Source organism: Streptomyces sp. CNZ301, assembly GCF_004217425.1.
Window position 1 is genome coordinate 176901 of the sequence record NZ_SHLG01000001.1, and the last position, 21017, is coordinate 197917.

A 21017-nucleotide genomic window follows, 5' to 3' on the forward strand; every position below is an offset into this window, starting at 1 on the left:
CGGCGGGCCGGTGACCCGGCCGAAGCCTCGCGGCCCCCGGCACAGCGGAGGATGACGCCGGGGGCCTGCGCATACCAGGATGGGCACATGTCCGATCCCATGAACCCCACCCCCCTGCCGCGACAGGTCGCCGACGCCTACGTCGACGCTCTCGTGGAACTCGACCCGATCACCGGTACGTACCTCGGAGTGCCGGAGAGCCACAGCCGCTTCCCCGACTTCTCCCCCGCAGGCCAGGAGGGCCTCGCCGAGCTGAGCCGCACAACGCTGCGCCGTCTCGCGGAAGCCGAGCAGCAGCCCGGTGCCGACAGCGACGCGGAACGGCGCTGCGCCCGGCTGCTGCGGGAGCGGCTGACGGCGGAACTCGCCGTGCACGACGCGCAGGAAGGTCTACGGGCCGTCAGCAACCTTCACTCCCCCGTCCACTCGGTGCGTTCGATCTTCACCGTCATGCCGTCCGAGACGCTGGCCGACTGGACGGCCGTCGCCCAGCGGCTGCGTGCCGTGCCCGAAGCCCTCGAGGGCTACCGGGAATCTCTCGAAGCAGGCCTGGCCAAGGGGCTTCACGCGGGGCCCCGCCAGGTGTCGACCGTCATCGGGCAGCTGGACGAGTGGGTCGGCGAAGATGAGGGCGGCGACGGCCCGGGCTGGTTCTCCGCGTTCGCGGCGGAAGGCCCCGACGCGTTGCACGAGGTTCTCGCGTCGGCCGCCGACGACGCCACCGGCGCGGTCAGGGAGCTTCGCGACTGGCTCCGCGAGGTGTACGAGCCGGGCGTCGCCGGGTCGCCCGAGACGGTCGGCCGCGAGAGGTACGCCCGCTGGGCGCGCTACTGGAACGGCGCGGACCTCGACCTGGATGAGGCGTACGCCTACGGCTGGTCCGAATTCCATCGTCTGCTCGGCGAGATGCGCACCGAGGCGGAGAAGATCCTCCCCGGTGCGGCCACTCCGTGGGAGGCTTTGCGTCATCTCGACACCGAGGGTGAGGCCGTCGAGGGCGTCGACGAGGTGCGCGAGTGGCTTCAGGGGCTCATGGACGAGGCCATCGAGAAGCTCGACGGCACGCACTTCGAACTGGCCGAGCGCGTCAAGCGCGTGGAGTCCCGCATCGCTCCCCCCGGCGGCGCGGCGGCACCGTACTACACCCAGCCGTCGCTGGACTTCTCCCGCCCGGGCCGCACCTGGCTGCCCACCATGGGTGAAACCCGCTTTCCCGTCTACGACCTGGTCTCCACCTGGTACCACGAGGGCGTGCCCGGCCACCATCTGCAGCTGGCGCAGTGGGCGCACGTCGCCGATCAGCTCTCCCGCTATCAGACGACGGTCGGGATGGTCAGCGCCAACGCCGAGGGCTGGGCGCTGTACGCGGAGCGGCTCATGGACGAGCTGGGCTTCCTCACCAACGCCGAGCAGCGGCTGGGGTACCTGGACGCGCAGATGATGCGTGCGACGCGCGTCATCGTCGACATCGGCATGCACCTTCAGCTGCGCATCCCGGACGACTCGCCGTTCCGTCCCGGCGAGCAGTGGACGCCGGAACTCGCGCAGGAGTTCTTCGGGATGCACAGCGGCCGTCCCGCGGACTTCGTGGAGAGCGAGATGGTGCGCTACCTGGGAATGCCCGGACAGGCGATCGGCTACAAGCTCGGCGAGCGCGCGTGGCTGACGGGACGTGAGGCGGCGCGCAAGGCGCACGGGGACGAGTTCGACCCGAAGCAGTGGCACATGGCTGCCCTCTCGCAGGGCTCACTGGGTCTCGACGATCTGGTGGCGGAGCTGTCTGCGCTCTGACGTCCCAGCAGGAGCGTCACGCCGCGGCGGACGAACGGGGCGTGTGCGTCCGGCTGTTGAGGCCGGACGCACACGCCCGCGGCGCCGCGGCGATCTCGGCGTTCCGGCACCGCGGCACCTCGAAGCCAACCGGCTCCACCGGGCGGCGGGCTCCCCACAGCGGAGGTCCGGGCGAATCGCCTGAGCCGTGAACTGCCCGCCAGGCCCCTTCCGGCCCTCCCCTGGTCCGCCGAGGGCGAGCGTGGCGGCACACTCGTCGACGCGACGACTTGGCGACAAATCGCCCCGTCGACTGGTCGGTTCATTGACCGTTGGTCTCCGGCTTTCGGGGACCTCAAACAGGTGGACCTGAACAAGGCGCTCATGCACCGGCCGGACCGCGGAGAGCCGGCTGCGCGCGGACGGCTTCGACGTCCGTGACGAGGACGCGGCCCGTCGCTCGCCGTTCGTGCGGCACCACATCAACATGCTGAGCCGCTACTCCTTCCGGCTGCCCGATCTGCCCGGCGGTATGAGGCCCCTGCGTGACCCGGACGCGGCCGATGAGCAGACCGGGAGGAAGGAGACAGCTGACGGCCCCGGCCGCTGTCCGGCGGCACACGGCCGCCGGACAAGGTCGCACACCGCCGAAATCAGACGCCTTCGCGCAGGTACAGGTCGCGCAGCAGGCCGATCTCGCCGCCGTGATGTGTGACCTCTTTCAGAGCGTGCAGCGCGAGCTTCAGATAGGTCTCATCGGCCCAACCGCCGGGGCCCATGCCTATCGGCGCCAACAGGCGCTTGTCGCCGAGGGCAGCGATACGGGAGGTGAAGTGCTCCCAGTCCTCGGCGAGCGTCTGGACGCCCTCTTTCGCGGTGCCCGGCCACTCGTGGCGGTCGCCGAACTCGGGGACGTCCTCGAAGAAGTGGATCACATAACCGCGCAGGCAAAGGCTGCCTATGTGCCAGATGCGCCAGGCGATCGTCGTGAAGGGGTCCGGTGCCTCCGGGCTCGATTCCGGAAACAGCGTGGCGACGCGGAAGACGCCGTCGTCGCCGGGGCGGATGCTGATGCAGTCGCTCACCGGCTCCCAGAGGTACTCGGCGTCGGTCAGGTCCTTCACACGCTCGAACAGCCGGGATCGCACGTTTTCGAAGATCGCGAGAATGTCCCGCGTGACGGGTTCGGGCACGACCATGTCAGCCATGTCAACTCCAGGGCTCGGTGGTTTCGGGTCGGTCGGGGTGATCAGGATCGACGGGTCGGCCGGCTCGGTTACGTACCGCTGTCTCGGCGTGTGCCGCCGGGTGCGAGCGGGCTGGTGAGTTCGGCGATGGCGTCCGGTGACGGCTTGACGTAGCGGCGCAGGTTCTCCGGCTTGCGGTGCCGGGACTCGACCATCAGCATCAGAAGCGACGCGCCAGCGCTCGAACCGGCCCCGTTCCCGGGCGAGCCTTTGCTCAACGCGCAAAGCCATTCTCGGAGTTGATGACCTCGCCGGTGATCCACGCCGACTCGTCGGTGGTCAGCCAGGAGACGAGGCGGGCCGGATCGTCGGGCACGGCCCACCGGCCGCCCGGGAAGAGCGCCGCCACAGCGGCGTGTTCCTCGCCACTGAGGTAACCGGTGTCGACGGGACCGGGGTTGACCGCGTTGATGGTGATGCGGGGTGCCAGCGCGGTCGCGAGAGTGCGCACGGAGGAGGCAAGTGCGCCCTTCGCGAGGCTGTAGCAGATCTCGTCGGGCATGCCGCCGCGCACGTCCTGGCCGGAGGTCATCACCACGATCCGGGCGGCGGGGGCGTCGTCCGGGCGTGGCAGGCGCGCGAAGGCCTGGATCAGCAGGATCACCGAGCGCGTGTTCACCGCCCAGTGCGCGTCGAGCATCTCTGCGTCGACGGCCTCGAGAGGCCCGTCGCCGCCGCTGAGCGCGTGGTTGGCCACGAGGATGTCGAGCCCGTCGCCGCCGAGTGCCTCCGCCGCCTCGCCGACCAGGCGGGCCGGGGCGTCCGGTGCGGTGAGGTCGCCGGGGCCGTGTGCCACTCTCGCGCCGGGCGCGGCGACTTCACGCACGGCGTCGGCCAAGGCGTCGGGGCCTTCGGTGTCGCTGCCCCAGGGCTGAGCGGCGTCGTGCGGCCGGTGGTGGTGCATGTAGACGCTCGCGCCGTAGGCCGCCAGGCGGAGGGCGACGGCGTGACCGATACCGGTACGGCGGCTGGCTCCGGTGACGAGTGCCGTGCATCCGCGAAGGGGCAGGGGGTCGCGGCGAGGTGAGGGAGTCATGACGTACAGCCTGGTGGCCCTCGGCGCACACGTCAGGTGGATTTCCCGCGCCGTCGGAGGCGCTGCTTCCCTCAGGTGCGGGCCGGTGCCGACCGGTGGTGCAGCGCCGAGCCGTGCCGGGACTTGGTGACCTCCAACTGGACGGGAACGCGTTGACGCAGGTCGGCGACGTGACTGACGATGCCGACGCATCTGTCGCGCTCCCGCAGGGAATCGAGGACGTCGAGGATTTCGTCGAGGGTCTGCTCGTCGAGGCTGCCGAATCCCTCGTCGATGAAGAGCGTCTCCAGTCTTGTGCCGCCGGCTTCGTCGGTGACGACGTCGGCGAGGCCGAGGGCCAGGGCGAGGGAGGCGGAGAACGTCTCGCCGCCGGAGAGGGTCGCCGTGTCACGTTCGACCCCGGTCCAGGCGTCGATGACGTGCAGACCGAGGCCGGAGCGTGCCCGCCCGCCGGCACGGGCGTCGGAGTGGACGAGGGTGTAGCGGCCCGCGGACATGCGGGAGAGGCGGGCGCTCGCTGCCGCGGCCACCTGCTCGAGGCGAGCGGCCAGCACATAGGACTCCAGGCGCATGCGGTGCTCGTTCTCGGCCGAGGTGCCGGCCGCAAGACCCGCGAGCCGGGCCACCCGTTCGTGGGTCTCACGCAGCGGCGCGAGCCGCCTTGCGCTGTCGGCCGCCTGCTGCGTGAGCCTGTCGAGTTCGGCACAGCGGGTGCGGGCGGCGTCCTCGGCGGCCGAGGCCGCGCGCAGCCGGAGGGTGGCCTCGTGCGTGGCGTGCTGCGCGGCGTCGGGCTCGGCGGGCGGTAGAGCGGCCGCCGCGATCAGGTCCGGGTCTCTCAGCTCGGTGCCGACCGTGGCTTCGGTTGCCCGCCACTCCTCCAAACGCTCTGCCAGTATCCGCTGTTCCTCGTCTCCGAGGACCGCGGCGCCGGCTGCCTCCGCGCTGCCGAAGCCCGCGCGGTCCGCCGCGGCGGCCAGCTGAGCGGCGGTCTCCTCCAGGTGTCTGAGGCTCTCCTGTGCCCTGCGTGCGGCGTCGGCGGCCTCCTCGAGCAGGGCGGTGCGGCGCTGGAGCAACGCCGCGCGTTCGGAGACGCTTGGGGCATCGCCGCGGGCCTTCTCCAACTGGCCTGTCAGCGCCGTCAGTTCACGCTGGAGGGCGTCCCGGTGCGACGTACGGGCGGCGACGCGGCGCTCGGCGTCCCGCTGCTGGGCGAGACGTTGGGAATGTTCCCGTTCGGCCCGTGCGAGGGCCTCCCGAGCGCCGTGCGCGTCGGACGCCTCTTCGTGCGCGCGTCCGTGTGCCTCCGTCAACTCCTCTACTTCGGCGCTGAGTTCGCCGGTGTCCGCTCCCTGCGACCCGGCGGCGGCCGCGGCCAGCGCTTCCCGCAGGCGGCGCGCCGCGACGTCCGCCTCCTCCCGGACGGCTTCGGCACCGCGGTAGGCGGCGAGCGCTGCGTCCTCGGCGGCCTGGCCGACGGCTCCGGCTCCGGGGCGCGCCGGGTCGGGGTGCGCCGTCGCTCCGCAGACGGTGCAGGGCTCGCCGTCGCGCAACTGGGCGGCGAGTTCGGCGGCGATGCCGCGCAGCCGCTGGTCCTTCAGCCGCAGCCACTCCTCGTGGGCCCGGGCCGCCGACTCGCGCGCTCCCAGGAGCCGTTGCCGGGCTTCCTTCTCCTGCTGCGTGAGGTCGTCGCGTCGCCGGGCCGCGTCGAGGCGCTGCTTCGCCGGCTCCAGCCGCCCCCCGAGCTGTTCGGCGCGCGTGGCGGCTTCCTGCGCGTGATCGACGCGCCGCTGGTGCGCCTGGCGCTCGCTCTCCCAACGGGAGAGCCATTCCGTGGCCTCCCGCAAGGTCTCTTCGTCGGCGTGTGATTCGCGTTCGAGATCGGCGAGTTCGGTCTCGATGGCCGTGCGTCGTTCCTCGGCGCGCCGTGCCGCCTCCAGCGATCCCAGCTCCTGACGGTACTCCCCGGCCAGGCTGGCCAGTTCGGGAGCAGGTGCGTCGGCAAGCTCGGCGGGGAGCCGTGCGCGGCGCTGCGTCTGCTCGGCCAGCGCCGTCCCGTGGGCGGCGACGGCCGAATCGTGGAGCGCCACGACGGGGGCGACGGCGCCGGCGGACCGGGCACGCTCCAGGCGCTGCCGGGTCTCCTCGCGCTCGGCCGCGCGCTCCTCGAGCTCGCGGGCACGCTCCTGGGCGACGCTGTACTGCCTCTGCCGACGGGCGAGTTCACGCGTCTCGGCCAGCTGCGACATCGCCTCGCGGTGTGCCGATTCGGCAGTGCCGGAGGCGATGACCGCGATGTCCAGCCTTTCGCGGGCGCTCGTACGGGCAAGGGCGGCCCATTCCAGAACGGCGGCTGTCAGCCCCGGGGCGCCCGCGGTGAGGGCTTCGTCTCCGCCGGCGGCGTCACGCGGCGCGGACTCACGGTTCGTGGACTCGCGTGCACGCTGGCCGGGAAGCCCGCCGCCCGCCTCTTCCCCGCCCGCGTACCGGCCACCGGGGACCGCCTGGTCCGGGTCGCCGCTGCCGAGTGCCTGCCGCATGCGGTGGAGGAGACCGAGCAGCGTCTCGTCCCCGGCGCGCACCTCGTCCTGGGCGGTGCGCCGCATGCGGGCCAGCTGCTCCTCGGCGGCGGCGAACCGGCCGGTGTCGAAGAGCCGGCCGAGCAGCTTGGCACGGTCCTCCGCGCTCGCCCGCAGGAAGCGCGCGAAGTCGCCCTGCGGGAGCAGCACGACCTGGCAGAACTGTTCGCGGCTCATACCGGTGAGCTGGGCGATCTCTTCACCGATCTCCTGGTGCGAGCGGCTCAGCCCCCTCCACTCTCCGGTGCCCGCGTCGTGTTCACGCAGCCAGGACTGGGCTCGCTCCCGTGTGCTGCCGGTGCCCCGGCGTTTGGGGCGGCTCTGTTCGGGTCGGCGGGTGATCTCCAGGCGGCGCCCGCCGACTGTGAGGTCGAGCACGACCTCGGTCGGCGTGCCGGGGGCGGCATGGTCGCTGCGGAGCGTGCCGCCGGGCTGCTGGCGGGCGCCGGGGACGGTGCCGTAGAGGGCGAAGCACACGGCGTCCAGCACGGAGGTCTTGCCCGCGCCCGTCGGGCCGTGGAGGAGGAAGAGCCCGGCGGCGGACAGCTCGTCGAAGTCGACCTGCTGAGTACCGCCGAAGGGCCCGAAGGCCGTGACCGTGAGCCGGTGCAGTCTCATCCGCGGGCCTCCGCCCGCTGCGGGGTGCCTTCCGCTCCGCCCGGGCCGCATGCCGCCGGCGTCCGGCCGGCGGCTTCCTCCGCCGTGGTCTCCGCACGGGCGGCTTCCAGGGCCTCGCCGAGCATCCTGCGCTCACGGCTGTCGGCGGTCCGGCCCGTACGGACGTGTCCCACGAAGTCTTCGGCGATCTCCTGGTCACTGCGGCCCTTCAGCCGCCGTGCGTAGGAGACCTGGGGTTCCGCCTCGCCGGAGGGTTCCGGGTCGAAGACCAGGCTGACGATGTGCGGGAAGCGCTCGGCCAGGAGGGCCATCGGCCCGTGCGGACGTGCGGCGTCGGTGAGGGTGGCCTCGACCCACGCCTCCTCGTGCGGCGTGTGAGCCGGGTCTTGCAGCAGCTCGTCCAGGCTGCCGCGGAGCCGGGCCAGTGGCCGCGGGACGGGACAGGAGACGCGGCGGGCGGCGACCTCTCCGGCCGCGTCGAGGTCGATGATCCACATGGACTTGCGGTGGGCGGCCTCCGAGAAGGAGTAGGCGAGCGGCGAACCCGAGTACCGCACACGCTCGTTGACGGTCTGGCAGCCGTGGAGGTGGCCGAGCGCCGCGTAGTGGACGCCGTCGAAGACGGAGGCGGGCACGGAGGCCACGCCTCCGACGGTGATGTCCCGCTCGCTGTCGGACGACTCGCCTCCGTGGACGAAGGCGTGCGCGAGCACGACCGCGCGCGTGGAGCCGGGCCTGGCGGCGAGATCGGCACGGACCCGGTCCATCGCTGCGCGGAGCACGGCCGTGTGGCCGCGCTCCTCGGCGCCCAGCGACGCGGACACGAGCGCCGGCTCCAGGTACGGCAGCCCGTAGCAGGCCACGTCACCGTGCTCGTCGGAGAGCAGCACCGGGGTGCCGCAGGCCTCCGGATCCGTACGCAGGTGGACGCCGGCGTGCTCCATCAGCCCGGACCCGACACCCAGGCGCCGGGCGGAGTCGTGGTTTCCGGAGATCATGACCGTGGGCACGCCCAGCCGCGCGAGCCGGTGCAGGGCCTCGTCGAAGAGCGAGACCGCCGCCAGCGGGGGCACGGCCCTGTCGTAGATGTCGCCCGCGACGAGGACGGCGTCGACCCGCTCCTCCTCGACGGTCCTCAGAAGATGGCCGAGGAACTCCCGCTGGGCCTCGAGCAGGCTGACGCGGTGAAAGCTCCGGCCCAGGTGCCAGTCCGATGTGTGCAGCAATCTCACAGCACTGCTCCCGCAAGCACACGCGCTCTCCCCGTCGTAGGTCTTCTCGACACGGACTGGTCTACCAGCCGGGACTGACAATGCGGGAATCGGCTTGCGAGGCGCGGACGTTCGCCTCCCGTGCATCGCCATGGCTCTCCAACAGGCCTGTGGCGCCGCGGACCTGACGCGGCATGGCCCTCGCCTGCGGCAGCCAAGGCGTACGGCGCCGACCGCCGATTGCCGCTGCCGCGGCGCCGGACGCGTTCACCCGCCGGAAGCGATGACACTCGCAGGGGCGGCCGGGCGGCAGTCCCGTGACGGTGATGCTCAGCTTGCGGAGGGGCGCAGCCGCAGGCCCTGCATGCCCCCGTCCACGGCGAGTTCGGTGCCGGTGGTGGCGCCGGCCGACGGACCTGCCAGGTAGCACACGGCGGCGGCGACCTCGTCCGCGGAGACGAGCCGCCCCATGGGCTGCCGCGCCTCGAGGGCGGCCCGTTCGGCGACGGGGTCGGGAGCGGAATCTAGCAGCCGGCCGATCCACGGGGTGTCGGCCGTACCGGGGTTGACGCAGTTGACGCGGATGCCCTCGCGAATGTGGTCGGCGGCCATCGCACGTGTGAGGGCGAGGACCGCGCCCTTGCTGGCGGAGTACAGGGCCCGCTGCGGAAGTCCGGCCGTGGCCGCCACGGAACAGGTGTTGACGATCGCGGCTCCGCCCGGTGCCCCGCCTTCCCCTGCTGCCGCCGCGCGGCGCAGCAGGGGAAGTGCCGCGGCGCTGGCCCGGGCCATGCCGGTCACGTTGACGTCGAGGACGCGGTGCCACTCCTCGTCGTCGTTGTCCTCGACGGTGCCCTGGGCGCCGATGCCGGCGTTGTTCACCAGCACGTGAAGACGTCCGAAGCGTTCGCCGACCTCCGTGAACGCGGCGTTCACGGAGGCGCGGTCGGCGACGTCGCAGGGCAGGCCCTCCAGTCCCGCGGGCAGCGCGTCGCAGGCGGGGTCCAGGACGCACACCTGCGCGCCCCGCCGCGCCAGTTCCGTGGCCACGGCGAGGCCGATGCCGGACGCACCGCCTGTCACGACGGCGGTCCGGCCGCCGAACTCGCCCTCGGGAGTTGCCGCTTGCTGAGCCATGCCTGCCTGCCTCGCCGTCGTTCGTGCGTGCCGGTGTGCGGGCGCGCGCCGGACGAGGCGGGCGGCGACGGACCATTGGCGTGCGGCCCGAGGTCCCCGCCGCGTCCCGGTGAGCGCTTCAGGAGAGGGTAAGGGCGGGTGCGTGCATGTCGATCCGCGGGGCCGGATCGAGAGCGTGCTCGCGACGGTGCCTGGGCGCGGGGCCGGCACGCCGCCTGACGGCTGACGGCTGACGGCTGACGGCTGACGGCTGACGGCTGACGGCTGACAAGATCGAATACGGGTGGGTGTCAAGGGAGGACCAGTACCGGGTGATCCCGATGCCGCTGTGCCCTACGGTGACGACGGTGCGGCCCGGGTTGCGCGGCAGCGACGGGATCGGACGGCTCGTCAGCTCCCGGCACCGCCCTCCTCGCCCGTCGTCCGGCCGGCCACCAGGTCCTGCGGCCGTCCCCGCTGGTAGAGCAGCACCGTCACGATCAGCCCCGCGGCGAAGAATCCCGAGGCCCACCAGTAGCCGATCGCGTAGCTGTAGACATTGGCCCGCGCGACAAGGTCCGGGGCGCGCGGATGGGAGCGCAGGTAGTGGCTCAGTGCCTGGGAGGCCATGGTGTTGAACAGTGCGGTGCCGACCGAACCGCCCACTTGCTGCATCGTGTTGACGGTGGCGGAGGCGACGCCCTGGTCCCGCTTGACGACGCCCAGGGTCGCCAGGCTGATCGCGGACGGCATGACCAGGCCCAGCCCCACGCCCAGCACCAGCAGGGGCGGAAGGACATGCGCCGCGTAACTGCTGTGCAGGCTCAGCGTCGTGAGCCAGGCCAGGGCCGCGGCGGCGAACCCCATTCCCGTGGGCACCACCGGCTTCGGCCCGATGCGCGGGATCAGTACGTTCGTGGAGAGCTGCGCTGTGGCGACCAGCGCCAGGACCATCGGCAAGAAGGCCAGGCCCGTTCTGACGGGTGAGTAGCCGAGCGTCCTCTGCAAGTAGTACGTGAGGAGGAGGAAGACGCCGAACATCCCCGCACCCGCGACGAAGATGCTGATGAAGGACGCTGCCCGGTTGCGGTCGCGCACGACACGCGGTGGCAGCAGAGGGTTCCGGGCCCGCGACTCGTGGACGACGAAGCAGGCCAGGAGCGTGGCACTGACGGTGAGCGACGCCCAGCACCGCCAGGCGCCCCAGCCGTCCGTGGCAGCGCTGGAGAAGCCGTAGATCAGGCAGAAGAGTCCCCCGCCGACCAGTGCGGTCCCCGGCAGATCCAGCCGTGGGCGGCGGGTGGGCCGGTGCGGGGGCAGGATCGCCAGTCCGCAGACCACACCGACAAGGGCGATCGGGACGTTGACGTACAGCGTCCAGCGCCAGCTCAGATGCTCGGTGAGCAGCCCGCCGAGCAGGAGCCCGATCGCCGCCCCGGAGCCCGCGATGGCACCGAAGACACCGAACGCACGGGAGCGTTCGCGCGGCTCGGTGAACGTGGTCGTCAGCAGGGACAGCGCGGACGGGGCGAGCAGCGCCCCGAACACACCCTGCAGTGCACGGGCACCGACAAGCGCCGAGAAGCTGCCCGCGGCGCCGCCCAGAGCGGACGCGGCACCGAATCCGATGAGTCCCGTCACGAAGGTCCTGCGGCGCCCGATCAGGTCGGACAGCCGGCCGCCGAGCAGGAGCAGACTGCCGAAGGCCAGGGTGTAGGCGGTGATGACCCACTGCCGGCCGTCGTCGGAGAAGCCGAGGTCCCGCTGCGCGGAGGGGAGGGCGATGTTCACGATCGTCGCGTCCAGGACGACCATCAGCTGAGCCAGGGCGATCACCGTCAGTGCCCACCAGCGGTGGGGGGTGCGGCTCTGCTCGTCGGCGGCCGAGGCCGGCCCCGCGCCGGAACCGCCTGGAGACGGGCCGGCCGGTCTGGGGGGCATCTGCGGACCTCTCGGCTCCACGGCTGACGGGACGGAGACGCTTCGCATTCGTCACGTTATGTCCGGTGTCCATTGGCCGCAAAAGATCGGTCGCGGGCGTCACGGCCGGGAGATCGGCGCCGCCGCGGCCCGGAGGACGGCCGGAGCGCGCGCACGGTCCGGGAGCCGGAGGTCCGCGGAGGAGTCAGAGGCTCCCGTATGCCTCGCCGCCGACCGTCAGCCGGGCCGTGCCGGCGGTGCTGTCGGCGAGCCAGCCGCGGAAGGCGTCCAGTTCTGCCTCCGGGAGTCCCAGCTCGATGGTCACCTCGGCTCCGTAGGTGACCTCGCGCACCGAACGGCCGCCGGAGCGCAGGTCGTTCTCCAGTCTCCCGGCACGCTGGTGGTCGGTCGTGACGGTCACCAGCCGGCAGCGCTGCCGGACGCGGGTGCCGACGGCGTCCAGCGCCTCCCCGACGGCTCCGCCGTAAGCGCGGATCAGGCCGCCCGCGCCGAGCTTCGTGCCACCGAAGTAGCGGACGACCACCGCGACCGCGCAGCGGATCCCCCGGCGCGTGAGCATCTGGAGCATGGGCAGGCCCGCGGTGCCGCCCGGCTCCCCGTCGTCGTCGGACTTCTGCACTCCGCCGTCCGCACCGATGACGTAGGCCCAGCAGTGGTGACTGGCCCCCGGGTGTTCCGCGCGCACCCGCGCGACGAAGGCCTTCGCCTCCTCCTCGGTGGCCGCGGGAGCCAGCAGGCACACGAAGCGAGAGCGGCTGACCTCGGTCTCGTGCGCGCCCTCACCGGCCACGGTGACGTGCTGCTCCTGCATACGGGCACCCTACGTGCGAGCCCGCCCCGGGAGTGGACGGGCCTTGAATGCACGGACCGGGAATGGACGGACCGGCACTGATCGTTGGAGACGTCATGTACGCAGACGCTGAGACCGTACGCAGAATCCTGACGGAGTCGGGCGACACCTGGGCCGTGGTCGGCCTGTCCACGAACCAGCAGCGCGCGGCGTACGGCGTCGCGGGGGTCCTGCAGCGATTCGGCAAGCGCGTGGTGCCGGTGCACCCGAAGGCGGAGACGGTCCACGGGGAGCAGGGCTACCCGACGCTGGCCGACATCCCCTTCCCCGTCGACGTCGTGGACGTCTTCGTCAACTCCGAACTCGCCGGTGGGGTCGCGGACTCGGCCGTGGACATCGGCGCGAAGGCGGTCTGGTTCCAGCTGGGCGTGATCGACGAGGACGCCTACGAGCGCACGCGCTCGGCCGGCCTGGAGATGGTGATGGACCGCTGTCCGGCGATCGAGATCCCGAAGCTCGCATGACGGGCATAGCTTCGCGCATCCGGAGTGCGCGGTCGTGACCGGGGTCCGGACGGCCCGCCCGGACGACGCCCGCGAACTGGTGCGCCTGCGGCGGCTGATGTTCCTGGGCATGCACGGGCGGGACGAGCCGGGCCCGTGGGAGCAGGACGCGGTGCGAATGGCCTGCCGCCGGCTGGACCGGGATCTGCCGGGCGGTGAACGGCTCGGCGCGTTCGTGGTGGACGGCGATCAGCCGGGACCGCCGCATCTCGCTGCGTGTGCGGTGGGCAGCGTCGAGGAGCGCCTGCCCGCCCCGAAGCATCCCGCGGGAAACTTCGGCTTCATCTTCAACGTCTGCACCGACGAGCGCTACAGGGGCCGCGGTTACGCGCGGGCGACCACCGAAGCGCTCCTGGCGTGGTTCGCCGAGCGGGGCGTGACCCGGGTCGACCTCCACTCGAGCGCCGACGCGGAACACCTGTACCGCTCCATGGGCTTCCGCGAGCACTCCATAGCGCTCTCCATCGACCTGTCGCGGCGCGGCTGAGGGACGGCTGGGCCGGGCGCCGGGCCCACGGCGCGGCGTCTGCTCAGATGCCCAGGCCCTCGAGGACGACGGCGCCCGGCAGTTCGGCCAGCGCCTCGCCCGGCACGATGAGCTTTCCGCGCCGGCGTCCGCTGCCGATCAGCGTCCACGGCAGGCCGGCGACGGCCGCGTCGATCAGCACGGGCCAGCCGTCGGGAAGCCCGATCGGCGTGATGCCGCCGTACTCCATGCCGGTCTCCTCGACGGCGATGTCCATCGGGGCGAACGACGCCTTGCGTGCTTCCAGTTGACGTCGCACCGCGCCGTTGACGTCGACGCGCGTCGCGGAGAGCACCACGCATGCCGCGAGCGTGCGCTCGCCACCGCGCTTCGCGGCGACGACGACGCAGTTGGCGGACGTGCCGTGGAGGTCCTCACCGTAGTTCTCGATGAATACGGCCGTGTCGGCCTTCTCCGGGTCGGTGTCGACGTAGAGCAGCCGGTCGCGCGGTACTCCGCCCTTCCAGTCACGGACGGCGTCCGCCGCGGGTCCGGTGAAGTGCTCGACCGTCCAGGCGGGGGCGGCCGATTCGAAGTTGCCGACGGGTGCGCGCATGCGCGGCACGCTAACACCTGCGCGGACCGCGGAAGTTCCGGTCAGCGCGGTGCGGGGACGGAGATGGCCATGGTCAACTCGACCGGTTCCGCGCCCTCGTTGCGGTAGCCGTGCGGCACGTTCGCCTCGAAGGACGCGGAGGTCCCGGCGGGCACCTCGTAGTCCCTTCCCTCGACGCTCAGGGTGAGCAGCCCCTCGCGTACGTGCACCAGCTCGGTGGTGCCGGCCGGGTGCGGGTCGGAACTGCTTCCGTCACCCCGCATGAGCCGCCAGGACCACAGTTCCAGCGGGCCGGGGGCCTCGGCGCCCGCCAGCAGGGTGCTGTGGCTTCCCGCCTCCGTGGACCACAGGCGCACCGCCTGTTCCGCGGGGACGAGGCGCACCTGAGGCTCCTGGTCGAAGTCGAGCAGGGTGGTGATGCTCACGCCGAGGGCGTCGCCCACCTTGACGACAGTGCCCACGCTGGGGTTCGTGCGGCCCTGCTCGATCTGGATGAGCATCCCCCGGCTCACGCCGGCGCGCGCCGCGAGGGCGTCGAGGGTGTATCCGCGCTCCTGGCGGCGGCGCTTCAGATTGCGGGCCAGGGACTGCGTGAGGTGGTCGAGGTCCGTCACGGGCTCCGTACACCGTCCAATATTCTGGATGCCAGAGTTCAGCCTGTTAAACTACGGTGGGTTGTACTTGCTTGTTCACGCCACTGTACTGCGAGGTGTCTCATGACCGCCGCCCTGGCCCTTGTCACCAGTCTGATGTGGGGGCTCGCCGACTTCGGTGGCGGGCTGCTCACCAGGCGTATGTCCGCGCTGACGGTCGTGGTGGTCTCCCAGTCGCTGGCTGCCGTGGTCCTCGGGGCGGTCGTGATCGCCACTGGAGGCTGGAGCGAGTGGGGAGGGCAGCTGTGGTTCGCGGCGGCCGCGGGCCTGGTGGGCCCGGTGGCCATGCTCGCCTTCTACAAAGCGCTCTCCCAAGGGCCCATGGGCGTGGTCTCGCCGCTGGCCTCACTCGCCGTCGTCGTTCCCGTCGGAGCGGGCCTGGCACTGGGCGAACGGCCCGGCTGGGTCCAGGCCGCGGGAATCGGCGTCGCGATCACCGGCGTCGTCCTGGCGGGCGGTCCGGAACTGCGGGGCGCGCCGGTGCAGCGGCGGACGATCGCGCTCACCCTCGTCTCGGCGCTGGGCTTCGGCGCCGTGATGGCGCTGATCGAGCACGCCGGCACCGGCACCACGGCCGGACTCTTCCTCGCGCTGTTCGTACAGCGCGTGTGCAATGTCGCCGTCGGAGGTGCCGCCCTGTACGTGCAGGTCAGGCGGGGCAGGCCCGCACTGCCCACCGAAGGGGGACGCCGGGCCCTGACCGTGGCCCTGCCCGCGCTCGCCTTCGTCGGCCTCGCGGACGTCGCGGCCAACGGCACCTACATGCTTGCGACTTCGTACGGGCCCGTCACGACGGCTGCGGTGCTGGCGTCGCTCTACCCCGTGGTCACCGCGCTCGCGGCCCGGGGCGTACTGCGGGAGAGGCTCCGGGCGGTGCAGACCGCCGGGGCGGGTCTGGCCCTGGTCGGCACGGTGCTGCTGGCGTCCACCTGACGTCCCGTACCCCGCCCGCCCGGGCACCCGCGCCGAGGTCGCGAAGGCTACTCCTCCTCGCACGCGGCAAGTTCGGCCGCCGCGAGCAGCTGCTGAGGGGTCACGCCCTCCGGCACCGGCGCGGGCGCGGGGGTGCGCAGCGGCGGCTGCCAGCCCCGCTCGCCCTCCCAGCGGCGCACGATCCGCGCGGGAGCGCCCGCGACCACGGCGTGACCGGGGACCTCGCCCCGTACGACCGAGCCCGCCGCGACGACCACGTTCCGGCCCAGCCGCGCTCCCGGCAGAATCACGGCCCCGGCACCCAGCCAGCTGCCGCTGCCGATCTCGACCGCGGCGCTGCGCGGCCACTGCTTGCCGACGGGTTCGTGCGGGTCGTCGTAGGAGTGGTTGGTCGAGGTGACGTAGACGTACGGGCCGCAGTAGACGTCGTCGCCGAAGGTCACGGACCCCTGGACGTCGGCGATGACGTGGCTGCCGCGGCCGAGGACCACACCGTTGCCGATGGTGAGGACCGGGTGCGGGCCGAGCTCCAGTTCCGGCAGCATCCCGGCGGCGAGAGTGACCTCCTGCCCGATCACACAGTGGTCGCCGATCTCTATCCAGGGCGTGCCGAAGACCGTGCCCTGCGGGAAAGCGAGCCTGGTCCCGGTCCCGATGCGGCGGAACGCGTAGGGGCCTGGGCGCTCCGCGGTGATGGCGCCGGCGTACTGCGCCCGGCGCCATATCCCGTGCACCGCCCGGGACGCGAGCGAGGCGAAGGTGTTCCGGATGGATCGCACGCCGTCACGGTAGCCGGGCGGGGCCTGCGCGGGGCCCACAGGCCCCTGTGATCTACCGCCCACCCATCACATACGGTTCAAGCAGGGGCCGGTGTCCGCCGGCCGGGGAGTGAGCGGAGACGACGATGACGGAACAGCGAGCGGTGATCGCGGGTGTGAGCGGCAGGGAACCCAAGCTCGACGAGGACGCCTACACCGCACCGACGTCCGTGGTCGTGGGCGCCGTGACCATGGGCTCGGGATCCAGCCTCTGGTACGGGGCTGTGATGCGAGGGGACTGCGAAGCGATCACGCTCGGCGAGGGCTCCAACATCCAGGACAACTGCACGGTCCACGCCGACCCGGGCTTCCCCACGCACATCGGTGCGGGCGTCTCGGTGGGCCACAACGCGGTGCTGCACGGCTGCACGGTGGAGGACGACGTCCTCGTCGGCATGAGCGCGACCGTCCTCAACGGCGCCGTCATCGGCGCGGGTTCACTCGTCGCCGCACACGCGCTCGTACCGCAGGGCATGCAGGTGCCGCCGGGGTCGCTGGTGGCGGGCGTGCCCGCGAAGATCAAGCGGGAGCTGACGTCCGAGGAGCACGAGGGCATCAAGGCCAACGCCGCCGCCTACCGGCACCTGGCCCGGGGCCACCGGGACGAGTTCTCGCCCGTGCAGGGCTGAACTCCCGGCGTCAGTCGCCGGTGCGGACGGCTCCTGAACCTGCGCGGTCCTCGCCGGCGTCCTGCACTCCGTCCGCGGCCGCGGCGGCATGTTCGGCCTCGGCCCTGCGGGCGCGACGCCGCATGACGATCATCGAACCGATTCCGAACAGCACGGCGATCACCAGGCCCATCCAGGAGAAGCGCTTGAGCCAGGCCTCGGCGACGATGCCGACGTAGTAGACGACGGCCGTCGTACCGCCCGCCCAGACGATGCCGCCGAACACGTTCGCCGCGAGGAACTTCCAGTAGGGCATCCGAAGGACTCCGGCGAGCGGCCCGGCGAAGATGCGCAGTAGCGCGACGAAGCGGCCGAAGAAGACCGCCCACACCCCCCACCGCTCGAAGGCCCGCTCGGCACTGGCGACATGGTGCGGGCCGAAGTGCCGTGGGAACTTCGTGCCGAGCCATGCCAGCAGCGGCTTGCCGCCCTTGCGTCCGATGGCGTAGCCGATGGAGTCGCCGATGATCGCGCCGGTGCTGGCGCAGGCGCCGAGAATGACGGGGTCGATCTCACCGTGCTGGGAGGCGAGGAGCGCGGAGCTGACGAGGACGATCTCGCCCGGGAGCGGAATGCCCAGGCTTTCCAGGCCGATGACCACCCCGACAAGGAGGTAGACGCTCACGGCCGGCACGCTCTCGAGCCACTCCTGGACGTGCAACTGGCTGTCCTCCCGCCGGTGATGGACACGGGAGGCCCGGTTCGGCCGCGTCCCGCGCGCGCACCCGGAACGTCTCGGGCGCGCGTGCGGGAAGCCTACTCGATGCCGGGAGATGCGGGACGGCGCCGCGGGAGGGCGCCGCGGGAGGGCGCCGCAGGTCACGACCTTCGACCGGAGGCGGGCGCTCCGCGGCCGGTCACGCGTGCGGGCGGAGCGTCCAGACGATCGTCATCTCCCCCGTGACGGCGCCGTCCTCGCGGGCGATCGTGACGTCCACGGGGAACTCGGGCCGCTGCCCCGCGTCCAGTTCGGCCACCACGTCCGCGACGGTCCTGCCCAGTTCGGCGGTGGCGGTCACCGGCCCCATGGCCAGCTTCTTGTAGCCGATCTCGGCCCGCACGGCCAGCGGCACCGCCCGTGACAGCTGGTCGCCGAAGGCGGCGAGCACGATCGCACCGCTGGCCGACTCGGCGAGCGTGAACATGGCACCGGCGTGCGGGCCGCCGACGTGGTTGTGCCAGGCGCTCCGGTCGGGCAGCGAGACGACGGCCCGCTCCGCGCTCGTCTCGGAGAACTCGAGGCCGAGGGTGCGGACCATCGGGACGGTGTCCGCCATCATCTGGCCGATGGACGGAAGGGACTCTGTGGAGGACATGACGTACAAGTTACCACCCAGTAACTACTTCTGGCCAGGGTGCGGTCCTCCTGCCTCCTCCCGGCGGTCCTCAGCCGATGGTGAAGGCGCCGTCCGGAGGCTCCGGCGAGGGCGCCGCGTCGCCGTCCTCGACGGGTGCGGCTCCGCCGGTGAGGCGCTCCAGGCCCGCTCCGTGTTCGACCCTTGCGGGAAAGACGTCCGAGGCCGTTCTGCGGGCGAGCTCGTCCACGGGAAAGGGCTCGTGCGAGGCGACCAGCACGATGTTGCCGAAGCGCCGGCCGCGCAGCACGGAGGGCTCGGCGACGAGGCAGATGTGCTCGAAGACCGTGCGGAACGTGGCGGCTTGGGAGCCGGCGAAGCGGAAGGGCGCGGTGTCGGCCACGTTGACGACGCAGATCCCCTCCCCCCGCAGTACGCGGCCTATGGCGCGCGCATAGGAGACGGTGGTCAGATGCGCCGGCACGTGCGCTCCGCCGTAGACGTCGGCTATCACCACGTCCGCCGACGCCGCGGGTGACCCGTCGAGGAAGGCGCGCGCGTCCTGCGCCGCCACGGAGATTCCGGCGTCGGGCGGCAGCGGCAGGTACTCCTCCACGAAGGCGAGCAGCGCCTCGTCGGTGTCGGCGACGCGCTGCCGCGATCCGGGACGGGTCGCGGCCACGTAGCGGGGAAGGGTGAGGGCGCCGCCACCCAAGTGCACGGCGTCGAGGGTGCTTTGGCCAGGTGCGGCCAGATCCAGGACGTGTGCGACGCGGCGCGCGTATTCGAACTCCAGATGCGTCGGGTCCCGGAGATCCACGTAGGACTGGGGCGCACCGTCGACCGTGAGCAGCCAGCCCCCCTCGTGGTCGATGTCGGGCAGCAGCTTCGCGGTGCCGCCCTGAACGGCACGTGTCACGGGTATCGGCTCGTCATCCACCCTGCCATTGTGGCGTCGGCCCGGACCTGCGGGGAGTCTCCCCCCGCAGGTCCGGGCCGCGCTCACGCGGGCCCGGGACGGACCCTCGTCCCCTTCATTCCTCCCCGACGCTCGTGACCGTTCCCGCACCGACGGTGCGTCCGCCCTCGCGTACCGCGAAGCCGAGACCCGGCTCCAGCGGGACCTCATGGCCCAGCTCGACGTCGAGCGTCACGGTCTCACCGGGCAGGACGACACCGTCCGCGCCGAGGGTGACTTCGCCGACCACGTCCGCGGTCCGGAGGTAGAACTGCGGCCGGTAGCCACTGTGCACCGGGGTGCGCCGCCCGCCGTCCCGCGTGGGGAGAAGTCGCACGCGGGCCGTGAAGCGCCGGCGCGGACTGAGACTCCCGGGCACGGCGACGATGTGCCCGCGGCGGACCGCGTCCCGGGGGACGCCGCGCAGCAGGAGCGCGACGCTGTCCCCTGCCTGGGCCTCCTCCATGGGTTTGCCGAAGGTCTCCACGCCGGTCACGACGGTCTCGATGCCAGCTCCGAGCACCTCCACCTTGTCGCCGACGCGCACCGTGCCGCGCTCGACCGCACCGGTGACGACGGTTCCGCGTCCGGTGATCGTCAGCACGTTCTCCACCGGCAGCAGGAACGGCGCTGCCAGGTGGCGCTCCGGGTCGGGGACGTAGGTGTCCACGGCGTCCAGCAGCGCCTCGATCGCCGCCGTCCAGCGCGGGTCACCCTCCAGCGCACGCAGCCCGGAGACCCGCACGACAGGAAGGGTCTCGCCGGCGTAGCCGTGGGCGGTCAGCAGTTCGCGGACCTCCAGCTCGACCAGCTCGGTCAACTCCTCCTCTCCCGCGTCGGCCTTGTTCAGTGCGACGACGATGTGCTCGACGCCGACCTGCCGCGCCAGCAGCACGTGTTCGGCCGTCTGCGGCATCACGCCGTCCACGGCGGAGACGACCAGGATCGCGCCGTCCAGCTGCGCGGCGCCGGTCACCATGTTCTTGATGAAGTCGGCGTGACCGGGCATGTCGACGTGCGCGTAGTGCCTTGTCCCGGTCTCGTACTCGACGTGCGCGATGGTGATGGTGATGCCGCGGGCCGCCTCTTCGGGGGCCTTGTCGATGCGGTCGAACGGCACGAACGCGCCGGTGCCCCGGTCGCTGAGGACCTTGGTGATGGCAGCGGTGAGCGTCGTCTTGCCGTGGTCGACGTGGCCCATGGTGCCGATGTTCAGATGCGGCTTGGTGCGCACGTAAGCCTGCTTGGCCATGTTCTTCCTCGTCTGCTGCGCGCCTGGAGGGGCGCGGTGGGAGCCGGGACCCCTCGGGCCTGCCGACCCTCCCCCTGCGGGGTCCTCGGTGCGATCCGGGAAGGGTCAGCGTCGGGCGCCGCCGGCGGCCGCCGAAGCGGCGGCGGCCAGGGCGGCGTCGGTGGCTGAGGGGACGGCGGCAGTGAGCCGCGACACGAAGGAGAACGGGAGCGCGGCAGCCCTGAGCAAGCCCGCTGCCGCGGGCCGTGCCATGGGGAGGGTCTGCCGGAACATGACCTTGATGGTTGCGCCCCAACGGCCGTACGTCGACTGATTTTTCTCCCGTGCGCACGGGCTCGCGGACCCCTTCCCCCGTGGACCGGTGACGCCCCCGCTGAGAGGGGTGGCGCTGCTCCCCTCACAAGCTTCAGGGCATGGCGGAAGTGACCGTTCCGGGGAGAAGCGATGTTCATCCCGCCCGGCGGGCGGTCACATTCGTCGGTTACGCTCA

Annotated in this window: 20 protein-coding genes and 1 pseudogene; 5 read left to right on the forward strand and 16 right to left on the reverse strand. The window is 72.2% G+C overall.

Annotated elements, in window-relative coordinates:
* Positions 1 to 87 precede the first annotated feature (87 nt).
* Positions 88 to 1791 carry a DUF885 domain-containing protein gene (locus tag EV375_RS00830; RefSeq protein WP_130297715.1) on the forward strand — a complete coding sequence of 568 codons (1704 nt, stop codon included), beginning with the start codon at positions 88 to 90 and terminating at the stop codon, positions 1789 to 1791.
* 632 nt (positions 1792 to 2423) lie between these two features.
* On the opposite strand, the gene EV375_RS00835 is transcribed toward EV375_RS00830, so the two are convergent.
* From EV375_RS00835 to EV375_RS00870, 8 genes and pseudogenes are all read right to left on the reverse strand, one after another.
* Positions 2424 to 2978 carry a DinB family protein gene (locus EV375_RS00835; RefSeq protein WP_130297716.1) on the reverse strand — a complete coding sequence of 185 codons (555 nt, stop codon included), beginning with the start codon at positions 2976 to 2978 and terminating at the stop codon, positions 2424 to 2426.
* Positions 2979 to 3046: 68 nt separating this feature from the next.
* Positions 3047 to 3193, reverse strand: a pseudogene (locus EV375_RS00840) (site-specific integrase); the annotation flags it as partial.
* Positions 3194 to 3231: 38 nt separating this feature from the next.
* Positions 3232 to 4053 carry an SDR family oxidoreductase gene (locus tag EV375_RS00845; RefSeq protein WP_130297717.1) on the reverse strand — a complete coding sequence of 274 codons (822 nt, stop codon included), beginning with the start codon at positions 4051 to 4053 and terminating at the stop codon, positions 3232 to 3234.
* A 71-nt stretch (positions 4054 to 4124) separates the two neighbouring features.
* The gene (locus tag EV375_RS00850; protein WP_130297718.1) at positions 4125 to 7247 is read right to left on the reverse strand and encodes an AAA family ATPase; all 3123 of its coding nucleotides are present in this window, start codon (positions 7245 to 7247) and stop codon (positions 4125 to 4127) included.
* Positions 7244 to 8479 (reverse strand): exonuclease SbcCD subunit D, encoded by a 1236-nt coding sequence (locus EV375_RS00855; RefSeq protein WP_130297719.1) that lies wholly within the window; start codon positions 8477 to 8479, stop codon positions 7244 to 7246. The genes EV375_RS00850 and EV375_RS00855 overlap by 4 nt, the downstream gene beginning before the upstream one ends.
* A 309-nt stretch (positions 8480 to 8788) precedes the next feature.
* Positions 8789 to 9595: an SDR family oxidoreductase gene (locus EV375_RS00860; RefSeq protein WP_130297720.1), complete on the reverse strand. Its 807-nt coding sequence runs from the start codon at positions 9593 to 9595 to the stop codon at positions 8789 to 8791.
* Positions 9596 to 9985: 390 nt separating this feature from the next.
* Positions 9986 to 11515 (reverse strand): MFS transporter, encoded by a 1530-nt coding sequence (locus EV375_RS00865; protein ID WP_130297721.1) that lies wholly within the window; start codon positions 11513 to 11515, stop codon positions 9986 to 9988.
* A 184-nt stretch (positions 11516 to 11699) separates the two neighbouring features.
* Positions 11700 to 12326: a YigZ family protein gene (locus EV375_RS00870; RefSeq protein WP_130297722.1), complete on the reverse strand. Its 627-nt coding sequence runs from the start codon at positions 12324 to 12326 to the stop codon at positions 11700 to 11702.
* Positions 12327 to 12421: 95 nt separating this feature from the next.
* Between EV375_RS00870 and EV375_RS00875 the strand changes: the two genes are divergently transcribed.
* The gene (locus EV375_RS00875) at positions 12422 to 12829 is read left to right on the forward strand and encodes a CoA-binding protein (RefSeq protein ID WP_130297723.1); all 408 of its coding nucleotides are present in this window, start codon (positions 12422 to 12424) and stop codon (positions 12827 to 12829) included.
* A gap of 34 nt (positions 12830 to 12863) precedes the next feature.
* Complete coding sequence (locus EV375_RS00880; protein WP_130297724.1) at positions 12864 to 13355, forward strand: GNAT family N-acetyltransferase; 492 nt, start codon at positions 12864 to 12866, stop codon at positions 13353 to 13355.
* Positions 13356 to 13398: 43 nt separating this feature from the next.
* Here the strand turns inward: EV375_RS00880 and EV375_RS00885 are convergent, their stop codons facing one another.
* Together EV375_RS00885 and EV375_RS00890 are read right to left on the reverse strand one after the other, a co-directional pair.
* Positions 13399 to 13950: a YbaK/EbsC family protein gene (locus EV375_RS00885; RefSeq protein ID WP_130297725.1), complete on the reverse strand. Its 552-nt coding sequence runs from the start codon at positions 13948 to 13950 to the stop codon at positions 13399 to 13401.
* Positions 13951 to 13991: 41 nt separating this feature from the next.
* A complete protein-coding gene (locus tag EV375_RS00890; protein ID WP_130297726.1) occupies positions 13992 to 14564 on the reverse strand; it encodes an XRE family transcriptional regulator in 573 nt (190 codons plus the stop codon).
* Between the two features lie 102 nt (positions 14565 to 14666).
* On the opposite strand from EV375_RS00890, the gene EV375_RS00895 reads away from it, so the two are divergent.
* Positions 14667 to 15536 (forward strand): DMT family transporter, encoded by an 870-nt coding sequence (locus tag EV375_RS00895; protein ID WP_130297727.1) that lies wholly within the window; start codon positions 14667 to 14669, stop codon positions 15534 to 15536.
* Between the two features lie 47 nt (positions 15537 to 15583).
* Here EV375_RS00895 and EV375_RS00900 read toward each other — a convergent pair whose 3' ends face one another.
* A complete protein-coding gene (locus EV375_RS00900) occupies positions 15584 to 16315 on the reverse strand; it encodes an acyltransferase (protein ID WP_130297728.1) in 732 nt (243 codons plus the stop codon).
* A 125-nt stretch (positions 16316 to 16440) separates the two neighbouring features.
* Here EV375_RS00900 and EV375_RS00905 point away from each other — a divergent pair, with 125 nt between their 5' ends.
* Positions 16441 to 16983 (forward strand): gamma carbonic anhydrase family protein, encoded by a 543-nt coding sequence (locus tag EV375_RS00905; protein ID WP_130297729.1) that lies wholly within the window; start codon positions 16441 to 16443, stop codon positions 16981 to 16983.
* Positions 16984 to 16993: 10 nt separating this feature from the next.
* On the opposite strand, the gene EV375_RS00910 is transcribed toward EV375_RS00905, so the two are convergent.
* The 5 genes from EV375_RS00910 to EV375_RS28995 all read right to left on the reverse strand — a co-directional run bounded on the left by EV375_RS00910 (position 16994) and on the right by EV375_RS28995 (position 20800).
* Complete coding sequence (locus tag EV375_RS00910) at positions 16994 to 17683, reverse strand: DedA family protein (RefSeq protein WP_130297730.1); 690 nt, start codon at positions 17681 to 17683, stop codon at positions 16994 to 16996.
* A gap of 196 nt (positions 17684 to 17879) precedes the next feature.
* Positions 17880 to 18338, reverse strand: coding sequence for a DUF4442 domain-containing protein (locus tag EV375_RS00915; protein ID WP_130297731.1), 459 nt, complete (start codon positions 18336 to 18338; stop codon positions 17880 to 17882).
* Between the two features lie 70 nt (positions 18339 to 18408).
* Positions 18409 to 19257, reverse strand: a complete 849-nt coding sequence (locus EV375_RS00920; RefSeq protein WP_130297732.1) for a fused MFS/spermidine synthase — start codon at positions 19255 to 19257, stop codon at positions 18409 to 18411.
* Between the two features lie 94 nt (positions 19258 to 19351).
* Entirely contained in the window at positions 19352 to 20527 is a 1176-nt protein-coding gene (tuf, locus tag EV375_RS00925; RefSeq protein WP_130297733.1) for an elongation factor Tu, read from the reverse strand.
* 105 nt (positions 20528 to 20632) lie between these two features.
* Positions 20633 to 20800, reverse strand: a complete 168-nt coding sequence (locus tag EV375_RS28995; RefSeq protein ID WP_165434662.1) for a hypothetical protein — start codon at positions 20798 to 20800, stop codon at positions 20633 to 20635.
* Positions 20801 to 21017 lie beyond the last annotated feature (217 nt).